This window comes from Streptomyces sp. NPDC055189, assembly GCF_053606765.1.
This window is the reverse complement of record NZ_JBSGSG010000184.1, coordinates 1-2571: the sequence shown is the minus strand read 5'-3', so window position 1 is coordinate 2571 and position 2571 is coordinate 1. Positions and strand designations below refer to the sequence as shown.

The window sequence follows — 2571 nt, the reverse complement described above, 5'->3', positions numbered from 1 at the left end:
CGTTCCGCAAGGCGGAACGGGTGGGCACAGCCCCCAGCGCCGGGTGCAAGTGAACAGGGCAGCACTCCAAGAGGCCTGACAGTAGGCGCAGCCAAAGCCGCAGCCCTGCTGGAGCGACAACTCACCCTCGCCCGCACGCGGGCCCACTCCGCCGCGCTGCAAGCGTTCGGCTCCTCCCGCTTCCACGCGGTGGCGGACAACGTGGCAGTACTGGCCAGCGAGGTCCCGCTGATCCAGGCGGCGGAGGACCTGAAGCCCCTGGCGGCCAGGGCCGAGGAGGAGCTGGCGGACGCCGTCGCCGCGCTCCCCCTGGGCCAGGCGGGCCACCCGTACAACGCGGAAGCCCTGACACACGGCCTCGCCGCCGGCACGGACGCCGCGCCCGAGCCCCAGGACGCCCCCTGGCTGAAGACCCGCGCCCTCCTGCGCCTGCACAGGTACGCCCTGGAGGTCCTGACCGGAAGGCCGGGCGACGACCTCCGCCTGGCCGACGCGAGCCACGCCCTCGACCGCCACCGCGACGCCGCGGACGCCGCATCGGCCGCGGCTTCGGCCGCCCGCACCCCCCGCATCGCCCCGGCGACGGCGTACGCGCTCGGCGTCCTGCACGCCGACCAGCGCCACGAGGTAGAGGCGGCCCGCTTCACCTTCCACCAGGCCTGGCTCCGCGAGACGGAAGCGGTGAGCACTCCGTGACGTACGACGTGACGCACACCGACGGCGAAGTCGTCCGGGCCGCGGGCTGCGTCCTGTGGCGCCACTCCCCGTACGACGGGGAGCTGGAGATCTGCCTGGTCCACCGGCCGAAGTACGACGACTGGTCGCACCCCAAGGGCAAGCTGAAGCGCGCCGAGACCCCGCTGGCCGGCGCCCTGCGCGAGGTCGAGGAGGAGACGGGCCACCGCTGCACCCCCGGCGCCCGCCTCCCCACGGTCCGCTACGCGGCCCAGGGCCGCCCCAAAGAGGTGCACTACTGGGCGGCGGAGGTGGCCGACGGCCACTTCACGCCCAACAACGAGGTCGACCGCATCCTCTGGCTCTCGCCGACGGCGGCCCGCAACCGCCTCACGCAACCCCGTGACCAGCAGCTCGTCGACGCCCTTCTCGGGATCCTCAACCCGGCGTAATTGATCCGCTACTTTCCGTGGCGGAACACCTAACCAGGCCGACCGCCGAGGTTCACCCGCCGTTCACTCATGCCCATCGGCCGCTTCACCTGCCCTGCCTAATTTCAGCCTTACAAGACGAAGTAGGACCGTAAGACCGCAGGACAGCAAGGCAGTAAGCCCGCAGCACATGCACGACGTAGACCTCGCACGCCGCCAGCAGAGAGCCGGCGGCTCCCGGAAGGAAGACCCGAAAGTGAAGCTTCAGCGCAAGAACCGGCTCCGCGCCCTCTCCCTCGGCGCCATCGCCGTCTCCGGCGCCCTGGCCCTCACGGCGTGCGGCTCCGACGACACGAGCGGCGGCAGCGGTGGCAGCGGCGAGAAGACGAACGCCAACGCCAACATCAAGTGCGACGACGCGAAGGGCCAGCTCCTGGCCTCCGGCTCGTCCGCGCAGAAGAACGCGATGGACGGCTGGGTCAAGGAATTCGCGGCTTCCTGCAAGGACGTCCAGATCAACTACAAGCCCGACGGATCGGGCGCCGGCGTCACCGCGTTCCTCCAGGGCCAGACGGCGTTCGCCGGTTCCGACTCGGCGCTGAAGCCCGACGAGATCGAGAAGTCGAAGAAGGTCTGCAAGGACAGCCAGGCCATCGACCTGCCGATGGTCGGCGGCCCGATCGCCGTCGCGTTCAACGTCCCCGGCGTGGACAACCTCACGCTCGACGCCAAGACGATGGCCGACATCTTCAACGACAAGATCAAGACCTGGGACGACAAGGCGATCGAGAAGCTGAACCCCGACGCGAAGCTCCCGGGCACCAAGATCCAGGCCTTCCACCGCTCGGACGAGTCCGGCACCACGGACAACTTCACCAAGTACCTGAAGGCCGCGGCCCCGTCCGCCTGGCCCTACGAGCCCGGCAAGACCTGGGAGGCCAAGGGCGGCCAGTCCGCGTCCGGCTCCTCCGGCGTGGCCCAGCAGGTGAAGCAGACCGAGGGCGCCATCACGTACATGGAGCTGTCCTACGCGGGTGACGGCGTCAAGACCGTCGACCTGGACACGGGCGCCAAGGAGCCGGTCAAGGCCACCGTCGAGAACGCCTCCAAGGCGATCGCCGAGGCCAAGGTCGTCGGCAAGGGCAAGGACCTCGCCCTCGACCTGGCGTACGACACCAAGGCCGAAGGCGCCTACCCGATCACCCTCGTGACGTACGAGATCGCGTGCGAGAAGGGCAACAAGGCCGAGACCCTCGACGCCACCAAGTCCTTCCTCACCTACATCTCCAGCGAGGACGGCCAGAAGACCCTCTCCGACAAGGGCTACGCGCCGATCCCCGCCGAGATCGCCACGAAGGTCCGCGAGACCGTCGCGGGCCTGAGCTGACCCAGCGTGCGGGGGGGGGCCCCCCCGGGGCCCCCCCCCGCCGGCGGGGGACCGCCGGCCGGTCGTGGCGGGCCCCAG

2 protein-coding genes and 1 pseudogene are annotated in these 2571 nt (G+C 70.5%); all 3 read left to right on the top strand.

The window, feature by feature from the left end; genetic code table 11:
- Positions 1 to 696, top strand: a pseudogene (locus ACWFR3_RS46705) (CHAD domain-containing protein); the annotation flags it as partial.
- On the top strand, positions 693 to 1127 hold the full coding sequence (locus ACWFR3_RS46700; protein ID WP_453740802.1) for an NUDIX hydrolase: 435 nt from the start codon (positions 693 to 695) through the stop codon (positions 1125 to 1127). The pseudogene ACWFR3_RS46705 and the gene ACWFR3_RS46700, both read left to right, overlap by 4 nt.
- 235 nt (positions 1128 to 1362) lie before the next feature.
- Entirely contained in the window at positions 1363 to 2493 is a 1131-nt protein-coding gene (gene pstS / locus ACWFR3_RS46695; RefSeq protein ID WP_453740801.1) for a phosphate ABC transporter substrate-binding protein PstS, read from the top strand.
- Positions 2494 to 2571: the final 78 nt, after the last annotated feature.